Genomic DNA, 26,385 nt, shown 5'->3' with positions numbered 1-26,385 from the left:
ACCCGTTGATCCTCGCACGGGCGGGCAACCGGCCCCCGGGGCGGCCCCACGTGCGGTCCGCGATCGACAGACCATGACCGAACGAGAGGAAGTGACGCGATGCGTCTGCGCAAGAAGAAGTCCCTCCTCGACCAGGCCTCCGACTACGTCGACACCGTTCGGCCCCAGGTCGAGGCCGCCGTCGCCCAGGCCCGTGAGGCGGTCGAGGACTTCGTCGAGAGCACCGCACGCCCGGCCCTGGCCGACGCCAAGGTGAAGGCCGCTCCGGCCCTCGCCGACGCCCGGACCCGGGCCAGCACCAGCCTGGCGGACGCTCGCGAGAAGGCCGGCCCCGTCGTCGCGGAGGCACGGGACAAGGCCGTCCCGCTGGTCACCGCCGGCGCTGCCGTCGCCGGCGACAAGGCCACTGCCGCCAAGACGCTGGCCTCGCTCAAGGTCGCCGAGCTCACCGGCAAGCCGGTCCCGCAGAAGAAGAAGGGCGGCGGGCTGAAGAAGCTGCTGCTCCTCACCGGCCTCGCCGGCCTCGTCGCCGTGGTGGCCAAGAAGGTGCAGGGCGGCGGCTCGAGCGACAACTGGCAGTCGTCGTACGTGCCCGCCAACCCGCCCGCCAGCAGCACCCCCGGCACCACGCCCGCGGCGCCGGCCGGCACGGCCACCGCCGACACCCCGCTGGCCGACTCCGTCGCCGAGGACGTCGCCCACGACGTCGGCGGTGCCTCCCCCGACGAGGCGATCGCGGATGCGACGGAGGCCCCGCACCAGGTCACCACGCCGGACCAGCCGGCCGAGGTGACGGAGGTCGACGGCGACTTCAAGTCGTGACCGGGCAGTAGGGGCGACCGCCCCCAGCAGTCACCGGGACCGGCCGGAGGGGAGATCCTCCGGCCGGTTCTGTGCCACCCAGGCGTCGATCTGCTCCCACCAGCCGTAGAGCCACTCGATCCGGGCCTCGCGGCCCTCGGGGATCTCCGAGCGGGGGACCTGCCACCAGCGCATGGTGATCCGCTTGTCCATCGGCAGCTCGCGCCACACGTCGCCGATCGTGAGCAGGTGGTCGAGGCCGGTGTGGGCGACCAGCACCACGTCGGCCTCCGGCGCCGCGTCGAGCGCGGCCAGCAGGCCACCCGGCTTCGGCGCGAGCACGTGGGTCATCTGCTCGGCCCGCTCCGCCATCGCGTGCAGGCCCAGGCGGTGCAGTCGGTCGATCGCCCGCTGACGCCGCTCGGGCGTGAAGTTCCCGCCCTCGGGGAAGATCACGAACGCGTCGTTCTCGTCCAGCCCCGTCGCGAGCGCCGCGATCTCGGCGTCCACGTCGGTGCCCGGCCGTCCGGGCGTGACGAAGCGCGCCGGGATCCGGCCGAGGAGCACGTCGATCGCCGGGTCCCAGGCGAGGGTGTCCTTGAGGACCACCCGCGGCTCCCGGGCGTACCAGTGCATGAGCGCGTGGATGAGCGTGAAGGAGTCACCCGGACCGGCGTGGCGGCAGCACACCACGATCGGCACGCCCGGGTGGGCGTCCGGGGCGGGGCCGTCGGTGGCGATGCTGAGCCGGAGCACCCGGCGGGCCTCGGAGAAGAACACCCACATCACGCCCTGCACGAGGTCGTAGTGGATGCCCTCCCAGTACGGCGTCCGCACCCGCCGCCCGAAGCCGGCGGCCAGCCACATGCCCAGGAGAACGACCAGGAGCAGCGCCTCCATGGTCAGGTAGACGATGGCGATCCAGGCCAGCCGCAGGGCCCGCCAGCGCCCGGGCAGCAGCGGTGAGAGGGCGGCCGCGACGAGCAGCCACAGCGGCGCGGTGACCCACAGCAGCACCGTGGACGCGACGACGACGGGGGCGACCACCAGCCGGCGCAGGGCCCAGGTCAGCACGCCGGCGCCGCATCGACCGGGACGCCGAGGGGCACGTCAGCCCAGCTCTCGGTCGAGGTACTCCACGCAGGCATCGTAGGTCCGGTCGATCCGCTCCTGGACGCTGGAGAAGTCCCGCGTCGCCCGCCAGGTGTCGTCGCGGCCCGAGGTGCCGCGCGCCGGCAGCACGTGCGCCTCGACCTCCGGCGGCAGCTCCTCGAGCTCGCGGTGGAAGCGGTGGCGCCGGGCGATCTCGAAGGAGACCCGCGCGACCTCCCAGGGCCGGCGCGGCACCCGCAGCGGCCGGTCGATCCGGCCCACCTGGAGCACGAAGACCCGCTGCGCCCCGAGCGCCACGGCCCGGGCGACCGGGATCGAGTTGACGATGCCCCCGTCGAGGAAGTGCTCGTCACCGACCCGCGCCGGCGGGAGCAGCCCGGGTACGGCGGCGCTCGCGACGACCGCGTCCACCACCCGGCCGGAGTCGAACCAGTGCTCCGCGGCGCGCTCGATGCTCGCCGCGCACACCTGGAAGCGGACCGGCAGCTCCTCGAAGGTCACCTCGCCGAACTCCTCGGCGAGCCGCTGGCGCAGCGGCGTGGCCGAGTACAGGTGCGTCCCCGTCGCCACCGCGCGCCGGACCGACCGCAGCGGGCGGTCGCCGTACACCTCCCGTGGTGCCCGGCGCGCGTCGTCCCACAGGCGTGCCATCCGGTCGATCACGTCGAGGGTCGGCTGCCGGGCCACCATCGCTCCGTTGAGGGCGCCGATGCTGGTCCCGAGGACCAGGTCGGGGGCGATCCCGCGCTCGAGGAGGGCGCGGAGCATGCCCACCTCCACCGCGCCCAGCACTCCCCCGCCGCCGAGGACGAAGGCCGTGGTCACGGGGCGCTCGGGTCCGGCGTCAGCCGCGAACCGGCTCGCCGAGCTGGGCACGCACCCGCTCGGTCGCGCGGTGCTCGGCCCAGAAGCTCAGGACCGGGATGGTTCCGCAGACGAGCGTCACCAGGGTGAAGCGCAGGTCCCAGTAGGCCCGGCGGGCGAGGAGGAAGGCCATGACGAGGAAGATCATGTAGAGCCAGCCGTGGGCCACGCCGAGGTACTCGGTGATCGCCTCCCCGACCTCCTGGGCCGTCGACCCGGGGCTGACCAGCTCCGGCGTGCTGCCGATGAAGCCCCACATCCCGGTGCCGTCGAAGTTGGCCAGCGGCACGCCGACCAGGCAGAGCACGACGAGGAGCACGCCGACGACGGTGGCCATGAACCGGTAGCGCGTCAGAGCGCTGCTGAGGCCAGGGTCCGCGCCCTCGTCGTCGTCGATCACGGGCTGGAGGTTACCTCCTCGGGCACGGCACCCTCCTCGCGCTCGCCCCGCTGGAGCTCGTCACGTGTCCACCGCCACCAGATGAACCCGGCGAAGCCGCCGAAGACGAACCACTCGATCCCGTACAGGAAGTTCTTCAGCCCCGTGGAGACCGACGCCTCGGGGAGCTGGGCGAGCTCGGCGGCGATCATCCCGCCGACCGGCTCGCGGGCGACGCCGAACGCGCCGTACACGTCCTGGTCGACGTGCTGGACGAGGTCGGCGGTGCGCAGCTGGGGCAGCACGTCGTCGCTGCGGTCCGGGTCGACGTCGTTCGTCCCCTCCGTCGGCTGCAACCAGGCGGTGAGGGCCGCCGGGCCGGTCGGCGGCGGGGGGACGTCCTGGGGCGTCGCGGCCCACCCGCGCACGACGTAGAGAGCCGCACCACCGACACCGCCGATCTCCACCGGGGTGGCGGCCCAGTAGCCGGCGTCGCCGTCCCGCTCCCGGCCCTGGATGAGGACGCTGCCGTCCGGCACCCACGTCCCCTCGACCTCCACCGGCTGGCCCACCCGGTCGCCCGGGAACGGGTCGTCGGGGCCCATCAGTGCGGTCAGCGGCACCGCGGGGCGGGCGCTCAGGTCGGCCGCCTCGGCGTCGCGGTGCGCCTGCCAGGCGCCGAGCTGCCAGACGCCCAGCGCGCAGGCCACCGCGACGAGGACCACGGCGAGCAGGTGCCCCGCCCACAGTCGCGGGGCGAGCAGGCGGAGCACGCCCTCCATGGTACGGACGGGTCAGGAGGCGCAGGCCGCGAAGGGCAGCGTCCGGTCGAGGACCAGCTCGGCGGCGGTGCCCGGGTCCACGACCCGGTAGCCGACCCGGCCGGTGCCGGGATCGGCCACCCCGCCGCGGAGCGCGTCGCTGAACGACGGCCTGCCGGCCTCCCAGGTCTCCGAGAGCCGCATCCGCTCGAACGCGTCGCTGCGGCCCTCGCCGAGCCGGGCGGTCGCGAGCTCGCCGTGGAGCGCCACCGACCACGCCTCGAGCGGCTCGAGCCGCGAGGTGTCCACACCCGTCGCCGGCTCGACGCAGCCACGTTCGACGTACGTCGCCTCCGCCGGCGTGCCGACCAGGCCGGTCAGCGACGGGTCGGCCGCCCAGGACGAGCCGCCGTCCGCGGTGGCACCGAGGACCACGAGGCTGTCCTCGGCGACCACCTCCGCGCCGGCGAGCGGGCCGACGCGGTCGGTCACCGCCCGCTGCACCGCCGCCATGTCGATGCCGAGCCGGAAGGAGAGCACCCAGCCCGGGCCGTCCGGTCCGTCGAACCGGGCCTCCCACTGCACGTCGTCCTGGCTGAAGCCGTACTCCGCGGCCAGCCGGGCGTCGACCGGGCGCAGCAGCCCGCCGGTGAGCAGCGGCGCCTCGCGGCCGGCGCGCTGCCAGAAGTCCGCCCGCTCCGCGGCCGACCGCTGCTCGCGGACGACCTCGGGCAGGCCGAGCTGCAGGCGCACCCGGCCCAGGTCGGTGACCGAGAGCGACCTCGCCGACGCCGGGACGAGCGGGAGCACGGCTGCGGCCGCCTCCGCACGGGCGTCGTACTCCGGAGTGGCGGTCGGGACGGACGGGTTCGGCGCCGGGAGCGGCTCCGACGGTTCGTCGGTGCACCCCGCCAGGGAACCGAGGAGCGCCGCCGCGACGACGACGCCGGCGAGGCGCGTGGTCCGCGAGGTGGTGGAGCCTAGGGGACTCGAACCCCTAACCCCCTGCTTGCAAAGCAGGTGCGCTACCAATTGCGCCAAGGCCCCGATGCCGCGCGGGTGGCGGCGGGTGTGGTGCGGCAGGACTGGTTCCTCAGGAGGAGGCGCGGACGCTGTCCGTCGCCTCGGCCCACAGCGCCTGCTCGTGCTGGCCCTCGTCGTACTTCTTCTTCGCCACGGCGGCGCCGGCGGCAGCCAGGGCGAGGAGGAGGAGCTTCTTCATCGGGCGGCCTCCGGGGCGAGAGCGGGCTGTGCTGGCGGTCTCAGGCTGGCAGTCTCGTGCTGGCGATGTGGCGCTGGTCGTGCGGTGGTGGGCCTAACAGGACTTGAACCTGTGACCTCTTCCTTATCAGGGAAGCGCTCTAACCGTCTGAGCTATAGGCCCGCTCCGGCCGCTGCCGGGCGGTCGCCGCGCGACCGAGGGGGAACACTACCCCACCGCTCGAACGGCTCCCAAAACGGGGTGGTGCGGCGCCGCACCGCTCAGTGCGCGTCCTCGGCGAGGGTCACCTCGACGCCGCCGAGCAGGGCGGCGGCCATGTTGTAGAGGAACGCCGCGAGCGTCGCGACCGCGGTCAGCAGGACCACGTCGATGGCGGCGACGAGCATCGTGAAACCGAGCACCCGGGAGGTGCCGAGGTAGTCCTCGATGTCGAAGGTGCCGGCCTGCTCGCCACCGACGACGTCCTGCACCGTCCGGTTGATCGACTCCCAGACGTCGGCCGCGCCGAGCACGGACCAGACCATGAACACCGACACCACGGTCACCACGCCGAAGGCGATGGAGAGCAAGAACGCGGTCTTCATCACCGACCAGGGGTCGACCCTGGTGAGCCGCAGCCGCGCGCGACGCGGGCTCCGCGGTCCACCGGCGGCGGGACGCGGGGCCTGGGCCGGCCCGCGCGCACTCGTGGCGTTGGCCCGGTGCTCGTCGGCGGCACTGTTGATCCGCGCCTGGATCCGCTCCCCGAGGCCGGGCCGGACGGCCGTCTCCTCGGTGCGGGTCATGCCGCCGGTCGAGGGTCGCTCAGCTGGGCGGTCGGACATCAGTCCTCACCCTCTCCCGGGTCGGTCGCAGCGGTCTGGTCGATTGTTGCACCTGGCTCCGCATCCGCGGTCTCGGCCGACTCGACGTCCTGCTCGAGGTCGGCGGTCTCCACGGCAGCCGCCTGGACAGCGGGGTCGTCGGCCACGGCGTCGACGACCTCCTCGGCGGCAGCCTCGGCCGCCTCCTCGACCTCGTCCTCGACCTTGGCCTCCACCGACCGCGCCACCACTGCGACGCTGTCCCCCTTCTTCGGGGTCACGAACTTCACGCCCATGGTCGAGCGCCCGGTCGGGCGGAACTCGTCGTTGATCGGGCTGCGCACGACCTGGCCGTTCTGGGTGATCGAGAGGACCTCGTCGCCGTCCTCGACGATGAAGGCGCCGACCAGTCCGCCACGGTCCTCGTTGGTCAGCGACATCGCCTTGATGCCCAGCCCACCCCGGGACTGCAGGCGGTAGTCGTTGATGCGGGTGCGCTTGGCGAACCCCCCGTCGGTGATCGTGAAGACGAACTGCGGCTTGACCTCCTCCACCTGCTCGGCGGTCGCCTCGACGCGGGCGGAGTCGTCCATCTCCTCGCTGAGACCAGCAGCCTCCTCGGCCGCCACCTGGGCGGCCCGGATGACCGAGAGCGAGAGCAGCGAGTCGCCGTCGCGGAACTTCATGCCCGAGACGCCGGACGTGGCCCGGCCCATCGGCCGCAGCTGGGTGTCGTCGGCGCGGAACCGGATCGCCTGGCCCTTGCGGGAGACCAGCAGGATGTCGTCCTCGGAGCTCACGAGCTCGGCACCGATCAGCTCGTCGTCGTCCTCGCGGAAGTTGATCGCGATGACGCCGGCCTGCCGCGGGCTGTTGTAGTCCCCGAGGCGGGTCTTCTTCACCAGGCCGTTGCGGGTGGCCAGGACGAGGTACGGCGCCTGGTCGTAGTCGCGGATCGCCAGCACCTGGGCGATCGACTCGTCGGGCTGGAAGCTCAGCAGGCCGGCCACGTGACCGCCCTTGGCGTCCCGCGACGCCTCCGGGAGGTTGTAGGCCTTGGTGCGGTAGACCCGCCCGGCGGTGGTGAAGAAGAGCAGCCAGTGGTGGTTCGTGGTGGCGATGAAGTGCTCGACGACGTCGTCGCCGCGGAGGCTGGCTCCGCGCACGCCCTTCCCGCCCCGCTTCTGGGTGCGGTACTGGTCGGCGCGGGTGCGCTTGGCGTAGCCGCCGCGGGTGATCGAGACGACGAGGTCCTCGTCGGGGATGAGGTCCTCCATGGAGAGGTCCCCGTCGGCGGCGATGATCTGGCTGCGTCGGTCGTCGCCGTACTTCTCGACGATCTCGGCGAGCTCGTCGGCCACGATCGCACGCTGCCGCGTGACGTTGGCGAGGATGTCCTGCAGGTCGGCGATGGTGCGCTCGATCTCGGCCAGCTCGTCGATGATCTTCTGCCGCTCGAGGGCGGCCAGGCGGCGCAGCTGGAGGTTGAGGATCGCCATCGCCTGGATCTCGTCGATCTCCAGCAGCTCGATCAGCCCGTCCCGGGCGTCGTCCACCTCGGGGGACCGGCGGATCAGCGCGATCACCTCGTCGAGGAGGTCGAGCGCCTTGACCAGGCCACGCAGGATGTGTGCGCGCTCCTCGGCCTCGCGCAGGAGGTACTCGGTGCGCCGGCGGATCACGTCGACCTGGTGGGTGACCCAGTTGCTGATGAACTGGTCGATGCTGAGCGTGCGCGGCACCCCGTCGACGAGGGCCAGCATGTTGGCGCTGAAGTTGGTCTGCAGCTCGGTGTGCTTGAGCAGGTTGTTCAGCACCACCCGGGCGACGGCGTCCCGCTTGAGCACGACGACCAGGCGCTGGCCGGTCCGGTCGGAGGTGTCGTCGCGGACGTCGGCGATGCCCTGCACCTTGCCGGAGTCGGCCAGCTCGGCGATCTTCAGGGCCAGGTTGTCCGGGTTGACCATGTAGGGCAGCTCGGTGATGACCAGGCAGGTCCGGCCGCGGGCGTCCTCGTCGACCTCGATCACCGCGCGCTGGGTGATCGAGCCGCGGCCGGTGCGGTAGGCCTGCTCGATCCCCTGCCGCCCGACGATCAGGGCGCCGTTGGGGAAGTCGGGCCCCTTGATCCGCTCGATGAGCGCGTCCTGCAGCTCCTCGCGGGTCGCGTCGGGGTGCTCGAGCGCCCACCGGGCGCCCGCGGCCACCTCCCGCAGGTTGTGCGGCGGGATGTTGGTGGCCATGCCGACCGCGATGCCCGCGGAGCCGTTGACCAGGAGGTTCGGGATCCGCGAGGGCAGGACCACCGGCTCCTGGGAGCGACCGTCGTAGTTCGGCTGGAAGTCGACGGTCTCCTTGTCGATGTCCCGGACCATCTCCATGGCCAGCGGGGCCATCCGGCACTCGGTGTACCGCATCGCGGCGGCCGCGTCGTTGCCGGGCGAGCCGAAGTTGCCCTGGCCCTGGATCATCGGGGCCCGCATCACCCAGGGCTGGGCCAGCCGCACGAGGGTGTCGTAGATCGCGGAGTCGCCGTGGGGGTGGTACTGACCCATGACGTCGCCGACGACGCGGCTGCACTTGGAGAACCCGCGGTCGGGCCGGTAGCCCCCGTCGTACATCGCGTAGAGCACCCGGCGGTGCACCGGCTTGAGGCCGTCGCGGACGTCGGGCAGCGCGCGGCCGACGATGACCGCCATGGCGTAGTCGATGTAGGCGCGCTGCATGGAGGTCTGCAGCTCCACCGGCTCGATCCGGCCGCCGGGTCCCAGGGGTGCGCCGCCGTCGGTGGGCGTCTCGGTCACGATTGCTCTCTCTCGGTCGTTCTACTCGTATCTAGGAACAGGGCTAGACGCCTAGATATCGAGGAATCGGACGTCCTTGGCGTTGCGCTGGATGAACGAGCGGCGCTGCTCCACGTCCTCGCCCATGAGGATCGAGAAGATCTCGTCGGCGTGGGCGGCGTCGTCGAGCGTGACCTGGAGCATCAGCCGCTGGTCGGGATCCATGGTGGTCTCCCACAGCTCCTTCGCGTTCATCTCGCCGAGGCCCTTGTAGCGCTGGACCGGGTTCTCCTTGGGCAGCTTCTTGCCGGCCGCCTGGCCGTCGGCGAGCAGCGCGTCGCGCTCGGCGTCGGAGTAGACGAACTCGTGGTCGTGCGGCTTGTTCCACCGCAGGCGGTAGAGCGGCGGCTGCGCCATGTAGACGTGGCCGTGCTCGATGAGCGGCCGCATGAACCGGAAGAGCAGCGTCAGCAGGAGGGTGTTGATGTGGTGGCCGTCGACGTCAGCGTCGGCCATCAGCACCACCTTGTGGTAGCGCAGCTTCTCGAGGTCGAACTCCTCCTGGATGCCGGTTCCCAGGGCGGAGATGATCGACTGCACCTCGGCGTTGCCGAGCACCTTGTCGATGCGGGCCTTCTCGACGTTGAGGATCTTGCCGCGGATCGGGAGGATCGCCTGGATCCGCGGGTCGCGACCCTGCCGGGCCGAGCCGCCCGCGGAGTCGCCCTCGACGATGAAGACCTCGCACTCGACCGGGTTGGTCGACTGGCAGTCCGACAGCTTGCCGGGGAGGCCGCCACCGCCGAGGAGCCCCTTGCGGGAGCGCGCCAGCTCGCGGGCCTTCCGTGCGGCGACCCGCGCGTGCGCCGCGGCCTGGGCCTTGCGGACGATGTCGCGGCCCTCGGCCGGGTTCTGCTCGAACCAGGCACCGAGCTGGTCGTTGGTCACCCGCTGGACGAAGCCCTTGGTCTCGGTGTTGCCGAGCTTGGTCTTGGTCTGCCCCTCGAACTGCGGCTCGCCGAGCTTGACCGAGATGATCGCCGTCAGGCCCTCGCGGATGTCGTCGCCCTTGACCCGGTCCTCGGGCTTCTTGATCTGGCCCCACTCCTCGCCCCAGTGGTTGACCAGCGAGGTGAGCGCCGCGCGGAAGCCCTCCTCGTGCGTGCCGCCCTCGTGGGTGTTGATCGTGTTGGCGAAGGTGTGCACCGACTCGCTGTACGAGGTGTTCCACTGCATGGCGACCTCGAGGCTCATGTGGTTCTCGACGTCGGCGGCGGTCTCGGCCTCGAAGGAGATGATCGAGGGGTTGGCCGCCTGCTTGCTGCGGTTGAGGTGCTCGACGTAGTCGACGAGGCCGCGCTCGTAGCGGAAGACCTGCTCGGTCCCGCCGCCCTCGCCGCGGTGGATGCCACCCGCGGCCTCCTCGACGGAGTCGGCGACCGTCTCGTCCTCCACCGCGTCGGCGAGGTCGTCGGCCGCGGGCCGCTCGTCGCGGACCACGATCTCCAGCCCCTTGTTCAGGAACGCCATCTCCCGGATCCGGGTGGTGATGGTCTCCAGGGAGTACCGCGTGGTCTCGAAGATGTCCGGGCTGGCCCAGAAGGTGACCGTGGTGCCGGTCCGCTCGCCCGGCTCCATCGCCCGCACCTGCTCCAGCGGCCCGTCCGGCACGCCGAGGTTGAACGTCTGCCGCCACAGGTGGCCGCGGTTCTTCACCTCGGCGACCAGCCGGCTGCTGAGCGCGTTGACGACCGAGACGCCGACGCCGTGCAGGCCACCGGAGACCTTGTAGCCCCCGCCGCCGAACTTGCCGCCGGCGTGGAGCACGGTGAGGGCCAGCGTCAGGGCCGGGACGTCCTGGCCCGGCGCGGTGTCGGTCGGGATGCCACGACCGTTGTCCTCCACGCGGATCCCGCCGTCGCCCTGGAGCGTGACGACGATCCGGTCGCAGTGGCCGGCCAGCGCCTCGTCGACGGCGTTGTCGACGATCTCCCAGATCAGGTGGTGCAGGCCCCGCTCGCCGGTGGAACCGATGTACATGCCCGGGCGCTTGCGCACCGCCTCGAGGCCCTCGAGCACCTGGATGGCCGAGGCGTCGTACTCGAACTCCGCGGCGGGCGGCACGGGGGCCGGCGGGGGTGTGGGAGCGGGGGATCCGTCGACGGGGGTCTCCTCGGACACGTCCACCTCTTCTGCGCGAGCCGGGCCGGCTTCACAGGGAGCCGGACATGGGACGGGTCGCACGAGGCGACCCGCTGCCATGCTACCGCCTGGGACGCCTCTGGACACGTCACGACCTGCGGCTGTGGGGGATCCGGCGGCGAAGAACGGCCGCACAAGCCTCGTGAGGGCACCGGGGACGGCCGAACAGGGGGGTGGACGGCCGGGGGTACGGCCGATCCCCGCTCCACACGGCAGAGCGTCGGCCACGCCGGACCCGGGCTGGGGCCCTGCCTCGGTGGGTCGATCAGCCGTAGGTGTCGCGTGGGCCCCGCCCGTCGCGGACCGACCGCGGGCCCTTCTTCCAGGTGGGCAGGTGTGGCCCCAGGACCTCGATCACCGTCACGGTGCCGTGGCCCAGCTCCTCGTTGAGCCGGCGCACGACCGTCGGCGCGAGCAGCCGGAGCTGGGTCGCCCACGCGGTGGAGTCGGTACGGACGACCAGCCGGCCCTCGTCGAAGGACTCCGGTGTGCAGTGCGCGGCCACCTCGTCCCCGACCAGCTCCGCCCACCTGCCGAACACCCCGTGGACCCGGAGGTCGAGCTCCCACCCGCGCTCGGCCACGAGCCGGCCGAGGGTGGAGTCGAGCAGCTGCGGGTCGCGGTCATCGGGGTGCGCGCCGCTGACCCGGCCGGCACCCGACCGGGCGGCGCCACCGGCCGGACGCCCCCGGCGCCTGCCGGCGCGCTTCCCCGACCCCGCCGTGGCACGGGTGAGGGCCCGGGCGAGGTCGAGCCCGTCGGCGCGGTGGTCCTCGGCGGCCGGGACGGCGTCGCCCTCCGCCCTGCTCCCGGCCCCACCATCGGGCCGGTCGTCGGGCCGGTCGTCGGGCCGGTCGTCGGGCCGGTCGTCGGGCCGGTCGTCGTCAGCCGTCACGGCGCACCTCGCCACCGGAGACCGTGAACCGCGCCCCGGCGAGCACCTCGGGGACGTCCGCGCCCACCGCCGCGGTGACCAGCACCTGCTCGGCGTCGGCGACCAGCTCGGCCAGCTGCGCGCGGCGGCCGGTGTCGAGCTCGGCGAAGACGTCGTCGAGCACCAGGATCGGGTCGTCGCCGTCGGAGCGGAGGAGGTCGTAGGAGGCCAGCCGCAGGGCCAGCGCGAAGGACCACGACTCACCGTGCGAGGCGTAGCCCTTCACCGGCAGCCGTTCCTCGCCCCCACCGAGCGCGAGGGTCAGCAGCAGCTCGTCGCGGTGCGGCCCGACCAGCGAGACCCCTCGGTCCAGCTCGTCACCGCGTCGGCGCTCGAGCTCGGCGAGGAGCGCCTCGGTCAGGGCGCCCCGGTCCGCGACGCCGTCCAGCTCGAGCGACGGGCGGTAGGAGATGCCGGCGTCGTCCCGGTTCGCGCCGCGGGCGACGGTCGCGTACGCCCGCCCGACGTACGGCGCCAGCTCGGCGACGAGCTCCAGGCGACCGGCCAGGAGCTCGGCGCCGGTGCGCGCGAGGTGCGCGTCCCAGACCCCGAGCGTCGACAAGGCCGCCTCCTGGGAGCTGCTGCCCCGGCGTGCGGCGCCGGCGGTCTTGAGCAGGGAGTTGCGCTGCTTCAGGACCCGGTCGTAGTCGGCGCGCACGCCGGCGATCCTCGGCGTGCGCAGGACCAACAGGTCGTCGAGGAAGCGGCGCCGGTCGGAGGGGTCGCCCTTGACCAGGGTGAGGTCCTCCGGGGAGAAGACCACGGTCCGCACCAGGCCGACGAGCTCCCGGGCCCGGGGCAACGGGGACCGGTTGACCCGCGCCCGGTTCGAGCGGCCGGGGTTGATCTCCACCTCGAGCACGGCCGTGCGGCCGTCGCGGACCACCGCGGCTCGCACCACCGCGTGGTCCGCGCCGGCGCGGACCAGTGGGGCATCGCCGGCCACCCGGTGGGAGGAGAGCCGGGAGAGGTAGTCGACCGCCTCCACGAGGTTGGTCTTGCCCTGCCCGTTGCGACCGATGAACGCGGTGACGCCCGGGTCCAGCGCCACCTCCGCGGCGGCGTACGACCGGAAGTCGTGAAGGGTCAGGTGCGAGACGTGCAACGGCTCCCTAGCTCTCCGCGGGCGCCGACGGGTCGCCCGAGCCGGCAGCCTCCGCCGACGCCGTCTGGTCCGGCGTGCCGGTGTCGGCGTCACCGCCCTCGGGCGCCGAGGTCTGCATGGCGTGGCCACCGAACTGGTTGCGCATGGCCGCCACCGCCTTCATCGCCGGGGAGTCGTCCTGCCGGGAGACGAACCGCGCGTAGAGGGCGGCGGTGATCGCCGGAGTGGCGACGGCGTTCTCGATGCCGGCCTCCACCGTCCAGCGCCCCTCGCCGGAGTCCTCCGCGTAGCCGCGGATCCCCTCCAGGTTCGGCTGCTGGTCCAGCGCCGCCACCAGCAGGTCGAGGAGCCAGGACCGGATGACCGTGCCCTCCCGCCAGGAGCGCAGGACCTCGGTGACGTTGTCGACCATGTCGACCTTCTCGAGCAGCTCCCAGCCCTCGGCGTAGGACTGCATGATCGCGTACTCGATGCCGTTGTGGACCATCTTCGAGAAGTGGCCGGCGCCGACCCGCCCGGCGTGGACGGAGCCGAACTCGCCCTCGGGCTTGAGCGCGTCGAAGGCGGGCTGCACCTTCGCGACGTCCTCGGCCGAGCCGCCGTACATGAGCGCGTAGCCGTTCTCGAGGCCCCAGACACCACCGGAGACGCCGCAGTCGACGAAGCCGACGCCCTTCGCGGCGAGCATCTCGGCGTGCTCGAGGTCGTCGGTCCAGCGCGAGTTGCCGCCGTCGACGACGACGTCGCCCTCGCCGAGGAGCTCACCGAGGGTGGCGACGGTCTGCCGGGTCGGCTCACCCGCCGGCACCATCACCCAGACCACCTTGGGGCTCGGCAGCTGGGCGACGAGGTCCTCGAGGGAGTCCGCGTCGCTGACGTCGGGGTTGCGGTCGTAGCCCGTCACGGTGTGGCCGGCGCGGCGCAGGCGCTCACGCATGTTGCCGCCCATCTTGCCGAGGCCGACGAGTCCGAGGTGCATGGTGCTTCCTCCCGCTCAGGAATGGGTCAGGGGCGTGCGGCCGGTACCCATCCTCAGGAGAGCAGACGGCGCGGCATCAACAGGTAGCGGAACCCGGGCTCCGCGGCACCGTCCTCGACGGACCCGCTGATGACGACGGGCTTCGAGGACTGGGTGAAGGCCAGCTCGACGACCGGCTGGTCGATGGCCGTCAGGCCGTCGAGGAGGAACTGGGGGTTGAACCCGGTGGTGATGTCGTCGCCCTCGACGGTGGCCTCGATCGACTCCGAGGCCTGCGCCTCGTCGCCGGAGCCGGCGTCGAGGGTGAGGACGCCGTCGCTGAACGCGAGCTGGACCGCGGTGTTGCGCTCGGCGACCAGCGCCACGCGCTTGACCGACTCCACGAGCGCCGCCTTCTCGACCTTCGCGACGGTCAGGTGCTCGGAGGGGAAGAGGCTGCGCACCTTCGGGAACTCGCCGTCGAGCAGCCGGGTGGTCGTCCGGCGCACCCCGCCGGGAGCGTTGCCCTCGAAGCCGATGATCCCCTCACCGGTGCCGGTGGCGGACAGCGCGATGGTGACCTCGCTGCCCGCGGTGAGCGACTTCGCGGTGTCGCCCAGCACCTTGGCCGGCACCAGCGCCGCCAGGCTCTCGTCGGGAGTGCGCGGGCTCCACCCGAGCTCGCGCTGGGAGAGGCGGAAGCGGTCGGTGGCCAGCAGCGAGATGGTGGCGCCGTCGATCTCGAGCCGGACGCCGGTCAGGACCGGCAGCATGTCGTCGCGGCCGGCGGCCGTCACGGCTTGGGCGACCGCGTGCGCGAACTGGTCGCTCGGCACCGTGCCGGTCGCGGTGGGCATCTCCGGGAGGCTCGGGTAGTCCTCCACCGGCATCGTCTGCAGGCTGAACCGGGCCGAGCCGCACGTGAGCGAGACGCGGGCCCCCTCGAGGACCATCTCGACCGGCTTCGCGGGGAGGCTGCGGCAGATGTCGGCGAGCAGCCGGCCGCTGACCAGGGCGCGGCCCTCGTCGCTGACCTCGGCCATCAGCGTCGCCCGCGCGGAGGTCTCGTAGTCGAACGTCGAGAGGACCAGGCCGTCGTCGGTCGCGTCGATGAGGAGGCCGGCGAGGACCGGCACGCTGGGCCGGACCGGGAGGCTGCGAGCAGCCCAGGCGACAGCGTCCGCGAGCACGTCGCGGTCGACGCGGAACTTCACGATGGAGTCCTTCGGTGGAGAGAGGCCAGATCGGGATCCGCATCCTGCCATGCGCGCCGGAGCGGTGGGAGATTCGGTGGAAGGTTGGCGTTCGTGCACAGGCAGGGGGCCCGGAGAACGTTCACCGAGGATCTGATCGTCTGGAGGTAGGTGGGAGTCAGAGCATCGGTGGAAACTGTGGATGAACCGTGTTCGTGCAGGTCCGGTCGGCGATTCGACGTGCACAGGGGTTGTGGAGGAACGACCCACGCTCGTGCTCGGGATGTGGAGCCCGCCGGCTCCGGCGGGCGGTGGTCATCTCTTCTCCACAGATCCTCCCCGTGTAGTTCGGGGGGTAGGCGGGTCCTGGTCCACAGGTGGACGACACGTTCGACCACGGTCATCCAGGTCCGCCGCCGGGGGATCAGCCCTGCCGCGCCTGCATCTTGACCCGGTTGGTCAGCTCGCTCACCTGGTTGAAGACCGCCCGCCGCTCGGCGAGGAGCTGGTTGATCTTCCGGTCGGCGTACATGACCGTCGTGTGGTCGCGGTTGCCGAACTGCGCGCCGATCTTCGGCAGGGAGAGGTCGGTGAGCTCGCGGCACAGGTACATGGCGATCTGTCGAGCCATGACCAGGTGCCGGCCGCGGCTGGGACCGGTCAGCTCCTCGATGGAGAGACCGAAGTAGGCCGCGGTCTGCGCGATGATCAGGCCCGCGGTGATCTCCGGCTCGCCGCCCTCGGGGATCAGGTCCTTGAGGACGATCTCGGCCAGGGTCATGTCGACCTCCTGGCGGTTGAGGTTGGCGAACGCCGTGACGCGGATGAGGGCGCCCTCGAGCTCGCGGATGTTGGTCTGGATCTTCGAGGCGATGAACTCCAGCACGTCCGGCGGCGCCGTCAGGCGGTCCATCGCCGCCTTCTTGCGGAGGATGGCGATCCGGGTCTCGAGGTCCGGCGGCTGGACGTCGGTGATCAGCCCCCACTCGAACCGGTTCCGCAGCCGGTCCTCGAGCGCCTCGAGCCGCTTCGGCGCCCGGTCGGAGGTCAGGACGATCTGCTTGTTGGCGTTGTGGAGCGTGTTGAAGGTGTGGAAGAACTCCTCCTGGGTCTGGGTCTTGCCCTCCAGGAACTGGATGTCGTCGATGAGGAGCACGTCGACGTCGCGGTAGCGACGCTTGAACCGGTCCTGCCGGTCGTCGCGGATCGCGTTGATGAACTCGTTGGTGAACTCCTCGCTCGAGACGTACCGCACCTTCGCCCCGGTGTAGAGGCTCCGGACGTAGTGACCGATCGCGTGGAGGAGGTGGGTCTTCCCGAGACCGGAGTCGCCGTAGACCAGCAGCGGGTTGTAGGCCTTGCCCGGTGCCTCGGCGACGGCGACGGCGGCGGCGTGCGGGAAGCGGTTCGAGGAGCCGATGACGAAGGTCTCGAACGTGTACTTCGGATTGAGGCGGGTCTCCAGGGCTGTCGGCCGGTTGCCCTCCGGCGCGTGGGAGGCACCGAAGGCGGAGGGCGGGGGGAGCGCGTCCCGCGCGCCGGGGTCGACGGCGTGGCCCGAGGGAGCCGGCTCGAGGCCGCTGCGGTCGTCACCGGGCATTGTCGACATGTCGCTGGATCGATCCATCGACTCGTCGAGCGTGGGTGGCACCACGGCGGCCGGTTGCGCGGGCGCCTCGAGCGCCGGGTTCACGGTGACCGCGATGCGGATCTCCCGGCCGAAGGCGATGGTCAGAGCGTCCTCGAGCTGGCCACGCAGCCGCCCCTCGAGCTGGCCACGGGTGAAGTCGTTCGGCACGGCGACGATGGCCGTGCTCTCGTGCAACGTGACGGGCTCGCTGGCGGTGAGCCACGCCCGCTGGTGCGGCTGCAGCTCCTCGACCACGGTCCGCCAGGCCTGCGCCAGGTCCGGCACGGTGTGCTCCACGGGGGCTCCCCTTCTCTTGACCTCGAACAAAGTTCCACACCTTTGTCCACAGGCTGTGAACCAGGCTCGCTCGCCGTGCGGAAGGCTCGTCGAGGTCCAGTGTGCGCCACCGAGCTGTGCGTGTTCCTGCAGGTCAGCCGGTGGTGAGCGGCTCCGCGGCGGAGCGTGCGGTGCGCCGCACCGGTCCGGCTCGGCGACTGGAGGGGAACCCCGACGGGTTCGAACGTAACCCGCTCCGGCGACGAGCGGCAAGCCGTCATCCACAGGCCCCGTAGGGTGGTCGCGAGGCGTCTCTCGCCTGTGTCCGCCGGTTTGACCCTGCAATTCCCGAGCGCGTACCGTTGGCCGGTCACCCGGTGTCGACGGGTGCCGCACCCGGCTCCGCCAGGGTCGACTCCCCGAACCGCCATCCGAAGGAAGAGCTCGTGAGCAAGCGTACGTACCAGCCGAACAACCGTCGTCGCCACAAGGTGCACGGTTTCCGCCTGCGCATGCGCACCCGTGCCGGTCGCGCCATCCTGTCGTCGCGCCGGCGCAAGGGCCGCAAGAGCCTGGCCGTCTGACGGTCGCGACGCCGTCCACCCGCCCGCAGCGCACCGCCGGCGACCGCCCATGTTGCCCCCGTCGCACCGACTGCGCGACGCGGACACGTTCCGGGCGGCCGTCCGCGCGGGCGCACGTGCGGGGACCAGGTCTCTCGTCGTGCACCTGCTCGTGCCCGACGGCACAGCGGGTAGCGAGGCATCGCCGCACCGCGATGCCGAACCCCTGCCACCCCGGGTCGGACTCGTGGTGAGCAAGGCGGTCGGCGGCGCAGTGGTCCGCAACCAGGTGAAGCGCCGGTTGCGTCACCTGGCCCGGGAGCACGTCGCTCGCCTCCCGGCGGGCTCGGTCCTCGTCGTCCGGGCGCTCCCTGCCGCCGCTGAGGCGGCGTACGCGACGCTCGACGCGGACCTGTCCCGGGGCTTGCGGCGTGCCCTGCCCACGGTGCCGGCGTGAAGCACGTCCTCATCGCGCTGCTGCGCGGCTACCGGGCCGTGATCAGCCCGCTGTACGGGCAGGTCTGCCGGTACCACCCGTCCTGCTCGGCGTACGCGCTGGAGGCCGTCACCGCACACGGCAGCGTGCGCGGCAGCTGGCTCGCGGTGCGCCGACTGGGTCGCTGCCACCCCTGGTCGGCCGGCGGCTACGACCCCGTTCCTCCCCGCGCGAGCGCGGGGTCCATGCCCAGCCAAGGAGCCTGACCCGTGGACTTCTTCACCGACATCGGCGGCTTCGTCATGACGCCGCTCTACTACGTCATCTCCGTCATACTCGTCGGGTTCCACAACGTCCTCGGCCGCGTCCTCGACCCGAACAGCGGGGCTGCCTGGGTGCTGTCGATCGTCGGGCTGACCCTGGTGATCCGCGCGGCCCTGATCCCGCTGTTCGTCAAGCAGATCAAGTCCAGCCGGAACATGCAGCTGATCCAGCCCAAGGTCAAGGAGCTGCAGAAGAAGTACGGGCACGACCGGGAGCGTCTCGCGCAGGAGACGATGAAGCTCTACAAGGAGACCGGGACCAACCCGTTCGCCTCCTGCCTGCCGATCCTGCTCCAGATGCCGATCTTCTTCGCGCTCTTCCGCCTCATCGACCAGGCGTCGCACGGCAACCCGAGGGGGATCCTGACCGGCGAGCAGGCCGACCAGTTCGGCGGCGCAGAGCTCTTCGGCCGGATCCCGATCGCCAACACCTTCCTCAACGCCGACGGCCACCTCGGCGTCATGGCGCTCGCTGCAGTGCTCGTCGTCGCCATGACGGCGACCACCTTCCTGACCCAGCGGCAGCTGATGAGCAAGAACATGCCGGCCGACGCGCTGAGCGGTCCGTACGCCCAGCAGCAGAAGATGCTCCTCTACGTCCTGCCCGTCGTCTTCGCCGTCGGCGGCATCGCGTTCCCGATCGGCGTGCTCTTCTACTGGACGACGTCGAACCTGTGGACCATGGGCCAGCAGTTCTACGTCATCCGCAACAACCCCGCGCCGGGGACGCCGGCGTTCGCGGCGAAGCAGGAGCGGGACCGGACCAAGGCGGCTCGCAAGGGCGGCGACGCCGCTGCCGAGTCGACGTCCTCCGCGCCGGTCGAGGAGCAGGCGCCGCCGGCGCCGCGTCCCTCGCAGCGCCAGCAGCCGCGCAAGCAGACCCGACAGCAACGGAAGTCCTCTGGCGGCCAGCGTGCTGCCGGCGGCAGTACCGAAGGTGGGAAGAAGAAGTGACCGACGAGACGACGGAGACGACGCAGGTGACGGGCGAGGCCGACGACCGGCGGCCGTCGCGCGTGGAGCGGCTCGAGGCCGAGGGCGACATCGCCGCGGACTACCTCGAGGAGCTGCTGGACATCGCGGACCTCGACGGTGACCTCGACATCGACGTGGAAGGCGACCGCGCCGCCGTCTCGATCGTCGGCGCCGACCTGCAACAGCTGGTGGGGCGCGAGGGCGAGGTGCTCGACGCCCTCCAGGAGCTGACCAGGCTCGCGGTCTACCGCGAGACCGGCGAGCGCTCGCGACTGATGCTCGACATCTCCGGCTTCCGCGCCCAGCGGCGTGAGCAGCTCGTCGCGCTCGGTGAGGAGACGGTCGCGAGGGTCCGGGAGTCGGGATCGCCGGTGTCGCTCGACCCGATGACGCCGTTCGAGCGGAAGGTCGTCCACGACGTGGTGGCGCAGGCGGGTCTGGTCTCGGAGTCCGAGGGCGTGGAGCCGCGCCGGTACGTCGTCGTCCTCCCGGAGTGATCGTCCCCGCTCGCCCTCGGAGCTGAGGACCATGGGCGAGGTTCCACGTGAAACATCGCCGCCGCCTCCCCCGCCAGAGGTGGCGCGGTCGCTCTTCCCCGAGGACCGCCTGGAGCTGGCCGTGCGGTACGCGGGGCTGCTCGCGGATGCGGGGGTCGTCCGCGGGTTGATCGGGCCGCGCGAGACGCCCCGCCTGTGGACCCGGCACCTCCTCAACTGCGCCGTCCTGGGGGAGGCCATCCCGGAGGGAGCCCGGGTCTGCGACGTCGGCTCGGGAGCAGGCCTACCCGGTCTGGTGCTTGCGATCGCACGGCCTGATCTCGAGGTGACGCTCCTCGAGCCGCTGCTGCGCCGGACGACCTTCCTCAGCGAGGTGGTCGAGGAGCTCGCACTCGAGCGCGTCGAGGTCGTGCGGGGACGCGCGGAGAGCCTCCATGGCACCCGCCGGTTCGGCGTGGTGACGTCGCGGGCGGTCGCACCCTTGGGACGGTTGCTGGAGTGGTCGATGCCCCTGGTCGCGCCGTCCGGGTCGCTGGTGGCGATGAAGGGGTCCGCCGTCGCGGAGGAGATCGACGGCGCGCGGGACGTGCTGGCCGGACTCGGATGCGCGGCTCCTGAGCCGCTCGTGCTGGGAGCTGACTCCCTCGCGGAGACCACGATGGCGGTCCGGGTTTCCTGGGCGGATCCGTCGGCGGTATCTTGGCGCGCTGCGGCCGCCCCCGGCGGTCGGCGACCGAAGGGAAGGGGTCCCGCCGGTCAGCGCGGCTCGCGCAGCCGAGGAGATCGGGGCTCCTAGCGGCGGAGGGGCCGCCGGCCGCCGTTCCGCAGGTTATCCACCGACGACACTGCGCCGCTGAGCGTGAACGTCCACAGTTTTGCCGAAGTTATCCACAGGAGTGCCCGTGTCTGAGCCACCCGACGTTTCACGTGGAACAACGGACCCGAGTGGGGTTTCACGTGAAACCAGCTCGACTGCCGGTAGCTACCGGGTCCGGACGGCTGAGGAGCTCGCGGAGTACTCCGCCGGGTTCGACGACGACCAGACGCCCCTCGCGAAGGCCGCACAGCACTCGGTGCTCGCCCGTTCGCGGACCGGCGAGCGGCCCGTCGTGCCCCGCCCGGAACGGACCCGGGTCTTCGTGGTAGCCAACCAGAAGGGCGGCGTCGGCAAGACGACCTCGACGGTGAACATCGCAGCGGCCCTCGCGCAGCTCGGCCAGCGGGTGCTCGTGATCGACCTCGACCCGCAGGGGAACGCGTCGACGGCGCTGAGCGTCGACCACCGGCGGGGCACGCCGTCGACCTACGACGCCCTGGTCGACGGCGTACCACTCGCGGACGTCGTGAGCCCCAGTCCCGACCTCGACGGCCTGTTCGTCGTCCCCGCGACCATCGACCTCGCCGGCGCGGAGATCGAGCTCGTCAGCGTGGTGGCCCGGGAAGGACGCCTGAAGAAGGCCATCAGCGGCCACCCGTGGGTCGGCACCGCCGCCGAGGCGGGTGACGAGCGCTTCGACTACGTGCTGGTGGACTGTCCGCCCTCGCTCGGTCTGCTCACGCTGAACGCGTTGGTCGCGGGCGAGGAGATGCTGATCCCCATCCAGGCCGAGTACTACGCACTCGAGGGCCTCGGCCAGCTCCTCGAGACCGTCGAGATGGTGCGCGCGCACCTGAACCCGGCGCTGGAGGTGTCGACGATCCTCATCACCATGTACGACGCGCGCACCCGGCTGGCAGCCGGCGTCGCCGACGAGGTGCGGGAGCACTTCGGGAACCAGGTGCTCCGGACGGCGATCCCCCGCTCCGTGCGGGTCTCCGAGGCGCCGTCGTACGGTCAGACCGTGATGACCTACGACCCCGGCTCCCCCGGCGCGCTGAGCTACCTGGAGGCAGCGCGGGAGATCACCGGCCGTGCGGCCACTCGCCGAGGAGGGTCCGCGTGACGTCGAAGCCGCAGGGTCGCCGTGGTCTCGGCCGCGGCCTCGGCTCCCTCATCCCGACGGCCGCCGACTCGGATGGTGGGACGGACGGCTCGGGCCGGTCGAGCACCGGCTCCGCGGACGCTCAAGGCTCCCCGGACGCTCCAGGCTCCCCCGCGCCCGCCGGGGCGCTGGCGCCGGTCGCGGACGCCTACTTCGCCGAGGTGCCGATCGGCCAGATCGTGCCGAACCGGGTGCAGCCCCGGCAGGTGTTCGACGAGGACGCCATGGCCGAGCTCGTCCACTCGATCGGCGAGGTGGGGCTGCTGCAGCCGGTCGTCGTCCGACGCACGGGGGACGACGAGTACGAGCTCGTCATGGGCGAGCGCCGGTGGCGCGCCTCCCAGCAGGCGGGGCTCGACCGGATCCCCGCGATCGTCCGGCGGACCGAAGACACCGACATGCTCCGCGACGCGCTCCTGGAGAACCTGCACCGGTCCCAGCTGAACCCGCTGGAGGAGGCTGCGGCGTACGCTCAGCTCTTGGAGGACTTCGGCTGCACCCACGACGAGCTCGCCCAGCGGATCGGGCGCTCGCGCCCGCAGATCAGCAACACCCTGCGCCTGCTCCGCCTCAGCCCTGCCGTCCAGCGGCGGGTGGCCGCCGGCGTGCTGTCCGCGGGTCACGCTCGGGCACTGCTCGCGGTCGAGGACGCGGGCCTGCAGGACCGACTGGCCCAACGGGTGGTGGCCGAGGGCATCAGCGTCCGTGGCCTCGAGGAGATCGTCGCGGTGGGTGACCCGAGCACGGCGGCGCCCGTGGCGCGGCGCGCCAAGCCGGCCGCCCCGGGCCTCGCCGACCTGGCCGAGCGGCTCTCGGACCGGTTCGAGACCCGGGTGAAGGTCGACCTCGGGAAGAGCAAGGGGAAGATCACGGTGGAGTTCGCCTCGCTGGACGACCTCCGCCGGATCGTGGACGTGATGGACCCCCGGAACCGCTCGGACCGCCCGATCTGACGTCGCAGCGGTCGGCGACATCGCTACAACGATCTAGCGATGAAGCCACTTAACGCTTTGTCGACAAAGCAGCTCTGTGACAGCCGTCAGGCTCCGCGGCGCTGGGCCCGCCGGGCGGCACGGGCGCGCTTCTCCTCTGCGTCGAGGCGGTCGGCCTCCTCGGGGGTCGGCGCCGACCCTCCGTGCCGGGCGGGAAGCCACCAGGATCCCGGAGCCTGCTCGTCGGCGGGGTAGCCGGCGATCGTCTGGTCCAGGAGCCCCGTCATCGCCTTCTTGAGGGCGGCCGTCTCCGCGACGGGGTCCTCCCCCGTCGGGTGCATCGGCTCGCCGACCGTGATCGAGATGGTCTTTCCGCGGGAGAAGTCCTTCGGGTGGTCCTTGGTCAGGATCCGCTGCGTGCCCCACAGCACCACCGGCAGGAGCGGCACCCCGGCCTCCGCCGCGATCCGCACCGCGCCGGACTTCAGCTCCTTGATCTCCATCGAGCGCGAGATGGTGGCCTCGGGGAAGATCCCGACGGCCTCGCCCTGGCGCAGGTAGTCGACCGCGGTGCGGTAGGACGCGAGGCCCTCGCCGCGGTCCACCTCGATGTGGTGCATCGAGCGCATCACCGGACCGCCGACCGGGTGGTCGAAGATCTCCTTCTTCGCCATGAACCGCACCAGCCGACCCGACGGGTGGGCCGCGAGACCGCCGTAGATGAAGTCGAGGTACCCGACGTGGTTGCAGGCGAGGAGCACGCCGCCCTCACGAGGGACGTGCTCGGTACCGGTCAGCTGGAACCGCTGGCCCAGGAGCCGGAAGGCGGCCTTGGCCGTCAGGATGATCGGCGGGTAGCTGATGTCGCGCATGCGGCGAGCGTAGGGGCACGGCGAAGGCGGCCGCGCCCGTGGGTCAGCGACGGACGGCGAGGAAGTCCGCGATCCGGCCGATGGCCTCCTCGAGCACGGTGACGTCCGGGAGCGTCACCAGCCGGAAGTGGTCGGGCGCGGGCCAGTTGAACCCGGTGCCGTGCGTGACCAGGAGCTTCTTCGCCCGGAGGAGGTCGAGCACGAACGCCTCGTCGTCCTCGATCGGGTAGACCTCCGGGTCGAGGCGCGGGAAGCAGTACAGCGCTCCGCGGGGGCGCACGCTGCTGACGCCGGGGATCTCGTTGAGCAGTCGGTGGGCGAGCATCGACTGCTCGTAGTAGCGCCCACCCGGCCCGATCAGCTCCTCGACCGACTGGTAGCCCCCGAGCGCGGTCTGGATGGCGTGCTGGGCCGGCACGTTCGAGCACATCCGCATGTTCGCGATGAGGGTGAGGCCCTCGATGAAGTCGGTCGCCAGCTCCTTGGGCCCCGAGATCATCACCCAGCCGGCGCGGTAGCCGCAGACCCGGTACGCCTTCGACAGCCCGCTGAAGGTCAGGCAGAGCACGTCGCTCCCGGCGTAGGTCGCCGCGTGGTGGTGCACGGCGTCCTCGAAGAGGATCTTCTCGTAGATCTCGTCCGCCATCACGACCAGGTCGTGGCGGCGGGCGATGTCGACGAGGCCCTTGACCGTCTCCTCGCTGTAGACGGCTCCGGTCGGGTTGTTCGGGTTGATGATGACCAGGGCGTGGGTGTGCTCGGTGACCTTGGCCTCGATGTCGGCGAGGTCGGGGTTCCAGTCGTCCGCCTCGTCGCAGCGGTAGTGGACCGCCGTGCCGCCGGCCAGGGTCACCGCTCCGGTCCACAGCGGGTAGTCCGGCGCGGGCACGAGGATCTCGTTGCCGTCGTCGACGAAGGCCTGCAGCACCATCGAGATGAGCTCGGAGACGCCGTTGCCGATGAAGACGTCCTCCACGCTCGTCTCCCGGAGGCCGCGCGACTGGTAGTAGTTCATCACCGCGGTGCGGGCCTCGTAGATGCCCCGGGAGTCGGCGTACCCCTGGGAGTCCGGCAGGTGGTGCACCATGTCCGCGACGATCGCCTCGGGCGCCTCGAACCCGAACGGTGCGGTGTTGCCGATGTTGAGCTTCAGGACCCGATGGCCCTCGCTCTCCAGGCGCTGGGCCTCGACGAGGATCGGACCACGGACGTCGTACCGGACATCTTTGAGCTTTCGGCTCTGGCGGATCTGGCGCACACGGCCATCCTCGCAGGCCGCGTGCCATGATGGCGGGCGGGAGGAGGTCCTCATGTCGCGGAAGGTCGTCCGGCTGACGCTGGACCACCTCGACCAGCTCACCGGACCGTGCCGGGAGTGCCTGTTCTGGGAGCTGGACCCCGTCCGACGCGGGCGCGTCGACGACCCAGCAGCCGAGAAGCACGCCTGGCTCTCGGAGGTGCTGCGCGAGTGGGGCTCGTGCGGCCGGGTGGTCCTCGTCGACGAGGAGCCCGTGGGGCACGCCGTCTACGTGCCCGCGGCGTTCGCCCCCGGGGCCGCCGGGTTCCCGACCGCACCGGTCAGCGCCGACGCCGTCCTGCTCGCCAGCCTCCACGTCGACCGGCGTCATGCCGGGGGCGGGCTGGGCCGGATGCTCGTGCAGGGGATGGCCCGCGACCTGATCCAACGGGGCGGGATCCGTGCGGTCGAGGCGTTCGGCACCACCGGCGCCGTGGGCGGCGGGTGCGTGGTGCCGGCGGGCTTCCTCTCCAGCGTCGGCTTCGGCACGCTGCGTCCACACCCGCTCCACCCCCGGATGCGGATGGAGCTCCGCTCGGCGCTGACGTGGAAGGACGAGGTCGAGGCGGCGCTGGAGCGCCTCGTCGACGCCGTGCGGCCGGTGCCGCAACCGGTACGGCCCCCGACACCCTCCCGAGGGAGCGTGCCGAGGGCCGCAGTGCGGTGAGCCGCCCGCAGGGACGGCGGCTGGGCGGTGCCCAGCGCATCACTCAGGCGATGAAGTCCGACAGCTCGTTGAGCAGCGTCGCCTTCGGACGGGCGCCGACGATCGTCTTCACGACCTCACCGCCCTGGTAGACGTTGATCGTCGGGATGCCGGTGACCCGGTAGGACGACGGAGTCACCGGGTTCTCGTCGACGTTCATCTTGAAGAAGGTGATCTTGTCGCCGTGTGCGCCGGCGATCTCGTCGAGGATCGGCGCGACCTGGCGGCACGGGCCGCACCACTCGGCCCAGAAGTCGACCAGGACCGGCTTGTCGGACTTGAGGACCTGGGCCTCGAACTCGGCGTCGGTCACGGCTGCGATGTTGCCCACGTGCACATCCCTTTCCCTGGAGATCGTCTCAGGCGGAAGCCTGTGAGGAGTGAACACCACCCGGCCGACAGTTGTTCCGGCTGCGGCCGGGCTGGTCCCGCGCGCGGCCGGGCGAGACCTCAGCTGCCGGCCGGCGCCGCCTCGGCGGCGAGCTCGGCCTCGAGGCGCGACTGCGCGCCCTCGGGGGAGGTCTCGACGTGGTCGAGGGCGGCGAGGTAGCGCTCGGCGTCCAGGGCGGCCGCGCAGCCGGTCCCGGCCGCGGTGATCGCCTGGCGGTAGTGGTGGTCGACGAGGTCACCCGCGGCGAAGACGCCGGCCAAGTTGGTGCTCGTGGAGGGGTGGGCCACGACGACGTAGCCGTTGGCGTCCAGCTCCACCTGCCCGCGGAGCAGCTCGGAGCGGGGGTCGTGGCCGATGGCGATGAACAGACCGGTCGCGTCCATCCGC

At 71.9% G+C, this 26,385-nt stretch carries 28 protein-coding genes and 2 tRNA genes; 10 read left to right on the top strand and 20 right to left on the bottom strand.

The genetic code is table 11. The features are described from left to right. Window positions 1–99 precede the first annotated feature (99 nt). A complete protein-coding gene (locus ACSMHG_RS02420) occupies window positions 100–822 on the top strand; it encodes a hypothetical protein (RefSeq protein ID WP_435741775.1) in 723 nt (240 codons plus the stop codon). A 30-nt stretch (window positions 823–852) separates the two neighbouring features. Here the strand turns inward: ACSMHG_RS02420 and ACSMHG_RS02415 are convergent, their stop codons facing one another. From ACSMHG_RS02415 to dnaA, 16 genes are all read right to left on the bottom strand, one after another. After that, the gene (locus ACSMHG_RS02415) at window positions 853–1,875 is read right to left on the bottom strand and encodes a 1-acyl-sn-glycerol-3-phosphate acyltransferase (RefSeq protein ID WP_435741774.1); all 1,023 of its coding nucleotides are present in this window, start codon (window positions 1,873–1,875) and stop codon (window positions 853–855) included. A 36-nt stretch (window positions 1,876–1,911) separates the two neighbouring features. Further along, complete coding sequence (locus ACSMHG_RS02410; RefSeq protein ID WP_435741773.1) at window positions 1,912–2,739, bottom strand: patatin-like phospholipase family protein; 828 nt, start codon at window positions 2,737–2,739, stop codon at window positions 1,912–1,914. Between the two features lie 19 nt (window positions 2,740–2,758). Beyond that, the gene (locus ACSMHG_RS02405) at window positions 2,759–3,178 is read right to left on the bottom strand and encodes a DUF3817 domain-containing protein (protein WP_435741772.1); all 420 of its coding nucleotides are present in this window, start codon (window positions 3,176–3,178) and stop codon (window positions 2,759–2,761) included. After that, window positions 3,175–3,930, bottom strand: coding sequence for an SURF1 family protein (locus tag ACSMHG_RS02400; RefSeq protein WP_435741771.1), 756 nt, complete (start codon window positions 3,928–3,930; stop codon window positions 3,175–3,177). Before ACSMHG_RS02400 ends, ACSMHG_RS02405 begins: the two co-directional genes overlap by 4 nt. A gap of 21 nt (window positions 3,931–3,951) precedes the next feature. Beyond that, window positions 3,952–4,728 carry a hypothetical protein gene (locus ACSMHG_RS02395; protein WP_435741769.1) on the bottom strand — a complete coding sequence of 259 codons (777 nt, stop codon included), beginning with the start codon at window positions 4,726–4,728 and terminating at the stop codon, window positions 3,952–3,954. 161 nt (window positions 4,729–4,889) lie between these two features. Further along, window positions 4,890–4,965, bottom strand: a tRNA-Ala gene (locus ACSMHG_RS02390). A 46-nt stretch (window positions 4,966–5,011) separates the two neighbouring features. Then, window positions 5,012–5,140: a DLW-39 family protein gene (locus ACSMHG_RS02385; RefSeq protein ID WP_435741768.1), complete on the bottom strand. Its 129-nt coding sequence runs from the start codon at window positions 5,138–5,140 to the stop codon at window positions 5,012–5,014. An 85-nt stretch (window positions 5,141–5,225) separates the two neighbouring features. Then, window positions 5,226–5,302: transfer RNA gene (locus ACSMHG_RS02380), tRNA-Ile, on the bottom strand. Window positions 5,303–5,400: 98 nt separating this feature from the next. Then, window positions 5,401–5,964, bottom strand: a complete 564-nt coding sequence (locus ACSMHG_RS02375) for a DUF3566 domain-containing protein (RefSeq protein ID WP_435741766.1) — start codon at window positions 5,962–5,964, stop codon at window positions 5,401–5,403. Continuing rightward, a complete protein-coding gene (gene gyrA, locus ACSMHG_RS02370; RefSeq protein WP_435741764.1) occupies window positions 5,964–8,747 on the bottom strand; it encodes a DNA gyrase subunit A in 2,784 nt (927 codons plus the stop codon). Before gyrA ends, ACSMHG_RS02375 begins: the two co-directional genes overlap by 1 nt. Before the next feature lie 51 nt (window positions 8,748–8,798). Further along, a complete protein-coding gene (gyrB, locus tag ACSMHG_RS02365; protein ID WP_435741763.1) occupies window positions 8,799–10,988 on the bottom strand; it encodes a DNA topoisomerase (ATP-hydrolyzing) subunit B in 2,190 nt (729 codons plus the stop codon). A 205-nt stretch (window positions 10,989–11,193) separates the two neighbouring features. Beyond that, window positions 11,194–11,823 carry a DciA family protein gene (locus ACSMHG_RS02360; protein ID WP_435741762.1) on the bottom strand — a complete coding sequence of 210 codons (630 nt, stop codon included), beginning with the start codon at window positions 11,821–11,823 and terminating at the stop codon, window positions 11,194–11,196. Further along, a complete protein-coding gene (recF, locus tag ACSMHG_RS02355) occupies window positions 11,813–12,967 on the bottom strand; it encodes a DNA replication/repair protein RecF (RefSeq protein WP_435741761.1) in 1,155 nt (384 codons plus the stop codon). Before recF ends, ACSMHG_RS02360 begins: the two co-directional genes overlap by 11 nt. A 7-nt stretch (window positions 12,968–12,974) precedes the next feature. After that, on the bottom strand, window positions 12,975–13,946 hold the full coding sequence (gene gnd, locus ACSMHG_RS02350; protein ID WP_435741760.1) for a phosphogluconate dehydrogenase (NAD(+)-dependent, decarboxylating): 972 nt from the start codon (window positions 13,944–13,946) through the stop codon (window positions 12,975–12,977). A gap of 53 nt (window positions 13,947–13,999) precedes the next feature. Next, window positions 14,000–15,139 carry a DNA polymerase III subunit beta gene (dnaN, locus tag ACSMHG_RS02345; protein ID WP_435741759.1) on the bottom strand — a complete coding sequence of 380 codons (1,140 nt, stop codon included), beginning with the start codon at window positions 15,137–15,139 and terminating at the stop codon, window positions 14,000–14,002. Between the two features lie 403 nt (window positions 15,140–15,542). Further along, window positions 15,543–17,045, bottom strand: a complete 1,503-nt coding sequence (gene dnaA, locus ACSMHG_RS02340) for a chromosomal replication initiator protein DnaA (RefSeq protein ID WP_435741758.1) — start codon at window positions 17,043–17,045, stop codon at window positions 15,543–15,545. Window positions 17,046–17,470: 425 nt separating this feature from the next. On the opposite strand from dnaA, the gene rpmH reads away from it, so the two are divergent. The 8 genes from rpmH (at window position 17,471) to ACSMHG_RS02300 (ending at window position 22,753) form a co-directional block, all read left to right on the top strand. Next, window positions 17,471–17,608 carry a 50S ribosomal protein L34 gene (rpmH, locus tag ACSMHG_RS02335; RefSeq protein WP_011758123.1) on the top strand — a complete coding sequence of 46 codons (138 nt, stop codon included), beginning with the start codon at window positions 17,471–17,473 and terminating at the stop codon, window positions 17,606–17,608. 49 nt (window positions 17,609–17,657) lie between these two features. Beyond that, complete coding sequence (gene rnpA / locus ACSMHG_RS02330; RefSeq protein WP_435741757.1) at window positions 17,658–18,044, top strand: ribonuclease P protein component; 387 nt, start codon at window positions 17,658–17,660, stop codon at window positions 18,042–18,044. Continuing rightward, on the top strand, window positions 18,041–18,289 hold the full coding sequence (yidD, locus tag ACSMHG_RS02325) for a membrane protein insertion efficiency factor YidD (protein WP_435741756.1): 249 nt from the start codon (window positions 18,041–18,043) through the stop codon (window positions 18,287–18,289). The genes rnpA and yidD overlap by 4 nt, the downstream gene beginning before the upstream one ends. Window positions 18,290–18,292: 3 nt before the next feature. After that, complete coding sequence (gene yidC / locus ACSMHG_RS02320; protein WP_435741755.1) at window positions 18,293–19,300, top strand: membrane protein insertase YidC; 1,008 nt, start codon at window positions 18,293–18,295, stop codon at window positions 19,298–19,300. After that, window positions 19,297–19,818 (top strand): Jag family protein, encoded by a 522-nt coding sequence (locus ACSMHG_RS02315; protein WP_435741754.1) that lies wholly within the window; start codon window positions 19,297–19,299, stop codon window positions 19,816–19,818. The genes yidC and ACSMHG_RS02315 overlap by 4 nt, the downstream gene beginning before the upstream one ends. 79 nt (window positions 19,819–19,897) lie before the next feature. Continuing rightward, entirely contained in the window at window positions 19,898–20,614 is a 717-nt protein-coding gene (rsmG, locus tag ACSMHG_RS02310; protein ID WP_435741753.1) for a 16S rRNA (guanine(527)-N(7))-methyltransferase RsmG, read from the top strand. 313 nt (window positions 20,615–20,927) lie between these two features. Continuing rightward, entirely contained in the window at window positions 20,928–21,761 is an 834-nt protein-coding gene (locus ACSMHG_RS02305) for a ParA family protein (RefSeq protein ID WP_435741751.1), read from the top strand. After that, window positions 21,758–22,753: a ParB/RepB/Spo0J family partition protein gene (locus tag ACSMHG_RS02300; RefSeq protein WP_435741750.1), complete on the top strand. Its 996-nt coding sequence runs from the start codon at window positions 21,758–21,760 to the stop codon at window positions 22,751–22,753. The genes ACSMHG_RS02305 and ACSMHG_RS02300 overlap by 4 nt, the downstream gene beginning before the upstream one ends. An 86-nt stretch (window positions 22,754–22,839) precedes the next feature. Here ACSMHG_RS02300 and ACSMHG_RS02295 read toward each other — a convergent pair whose 3' ends face one another. Together ACSMHG_RS02295 and ACSMHG_RS02290 are read right to left on the bottom strand one after the other, a co-directional pair. Continuing rightward, on the bottom strand, window positions 22,840–23,604 hold the full coding sequence (locus tag ACSMHG_RS02295) for a lysophospholipid acyltransferase family protein (protein WP_435741749.1): 765 nt from the start codon (window positions 23,602–23,604) through the stop codon (window positions 22,840–22,842). Between the two features lie 43 nt (window positions 23,605–23,647). Continuing rightward, a complete protein-coding gene (locus tag ACSMHG_RS02290) occupies window positions 23,648–24,862 on the bottom strand; it encodes a pyridoxal phosphate-dependent aminotransferase (protein ID WP_435741748.1) in 1,215 nt (404 codons plus the stop codon). Window positions 24,863–24,914: 52 nt separating this feature from the next. On the opposite strand from ACSMHG_RS02290, the gene ACSMHG_RS02285 reads away from it, so the two are divergent. Next, a complete protein-coding gene (locus tag ACSMHG_RS02285; RefSeq protein ID WP_435741747.1) occupies window positions 24,915–25,568 on the top strand; it encodes a GNAT family N-acetyltransferase in 654 nt (217 codons plus the stop codon). Between the two features lie 43 nt (window positions 25,569–25,611). Here the strand turns inward: ACSMHG_RS02285 and trxA are convergent, their stop codons facing one another. Continuing rightward, window positions 25,612–25,938, bottom strand: a complete 327-nt coding sequence (gene trxA / locus ACSMHG_RS02280; RefSeq protein WP_435741746.1) for a thioredoxin — start codon at window positions 25,936–25,938, stop codon at window positions 25,612–25,614. A 119-nt stretch (window positions 25,939–26,057) separates the two neighbouring features. Next, on the bottom strand, window positions 26,058–26,385 hold a 328-nt coding region (locus ACSMHG_RS02275), incomplete at its 5' end, for an FAD-dependent oxidoreductase (protein ID WP_435741745.1).

Source organism: Nocardioides ureilyticus, from assembly GCF_051280745.1.
Classification (GTDB): Bacteria; Actinomycetota; Actinomycetes; order Propionibacteriales; family Nocardioidaceae; genus Nocardioides.
The sequence above is the reverse complement of the archived record's forward strand: the minus strand, read 5'-3'. Positions and strand labels throughout refer to the sequence as shown.

What these genes read in the sequence shown, in the direction of transcription:
- ACSMHG_RS02375 (WP_435741766.1), bottom strand. Translation starts at nt 5,964, where the DNA reads ATGTCCGACCGCCCAGCTGAGCGACCCTCGACCGGCGGCATGACCCGC.
- rnpA (WP_435741757.1), top strand. Translation starts at nt 17,658, where the DNA reads ATGTTGCCCCCGTCGCACCGACTGCGCGACGCGGACACGTTCCGGGCG.
- ACSMHG_RS02385 (WP_435741768.1), bottom strand. Translation starts at nt 5,140, where the DNA reads ATGAAGAAGCTCCTCCTCCTCGCCCTGGCTGCCGCCGGCGCCGCCGTG.
- ACSMHG_RS02420 (WP_435741775.1), top strand. Translation starts at nt 100, where the DNA reads ATGCGTCTGCGCAAGAAGAAGTCCCTCCTCGACCAGGCCTCCGACTAC.
- gyrB (WP_435741763.1), bottom strand. Translation starts at nt 10,988, where the DNA reads ATGGCAGCGGGTCGCCTCGTGCGACCCGTCCCATGTCCGGCTCCCTGT.
- ACSMHG_RS02295 (WP_435741749.1), bottom strand. Translation starts at nt 23,604, where the DNA reads ATGCGCGACATCAGCTACCCGCCGATCATCCTGACGGCCAAGGCCGCC.
- ACSMHG_RS02285 (WP_435741747.1), top strand. Translation starts at nt 24,915, where the DNA reads ATGTCGCGGAAGGTCGTCCGGCTGACGCTGGACCACCTCGACCAGCTC.
- gnd (WP_435741760.1), bottom strand. Translation starts at nt 13,946, where the DNA reads ATGCACCTCGGACTCGTCGGCCTCGGCAAGATGGGCGGCAACATGCGT.